At 44.8% G+C, this 565-nt stretch carries 1 pseudogene; it reads left to right on the top strand.

Features of this window, described 5'->3' with window-relative positions:
* Nucleotides 1-314 precede the first annotated feature (314 nt).
* Nucleotides 315-565 (top strand): annotated as a pseudogene (locus tag OGY18_RS00940) (pore-forming bacteriocin colicin A); the annotation flags it as partial.

Below are 565 nucleotides of genomic sequence, written 5' to 3'. Positions count from 1 at the left end.
CAGCTGTGAACGGGATTTTCCCGTTAATTTTAGTGTGTCCTGAATAGTGTGCCATGCCATAAAGTGACGTTGTCCCGTTAGTGTCTCATTGAATAAATATAGTAAATCATTTCCCTTCGTGATTAATAACTAAAAACCATGTTGACAGCATGGAACTGCCGGGCGTAGTATCATTTTACTGTATATAAACACATGTGAATATATACAGTTTTTGGTGTGGCAGAGCACTTATAACAGCGTGGCGGCAGGTAGCCGCTCAGCAATAAACCGCATACCAGATTTCTCATAAAACAAAAATAAAAAGAGGAAAGATTATGCCTGGATTTAATTATGGTGGAAAAGGTGATGGAACCGGCTGGAGCTCAGAACGTGGGAGTGGTCCAGAGCCGGGTGGTGGTAGCCATGGAAATAGTGGTGGGCACGATCGTGGAGATTCTTCCAACGTAGGTAATGAGTCTGTGACGGTAATGAAACCAGGGGATTCGTATAACACCCCGTGGGGAAAAGTCATCATCAATGCTGCAGGCCAGCCGACCATGAACGGAACGGTGATGACCGCTGATAA

The sequence above is a fragment of the Citrobacter sp. Cpo142 genome, assembly GCF_030332425.1.
Taxonomy (GTDB): Bacteria; Pseudomonadota; Gammaproteobacteria; order Enterobacterales; family Enterobacteriaceae; genus Citrobacter; species Citrobacter portucalensis.
Note: the sequence above shows the minus strand (reverse complement) of the source record. Positions and strands in the feature narration are given on the sequence as shown.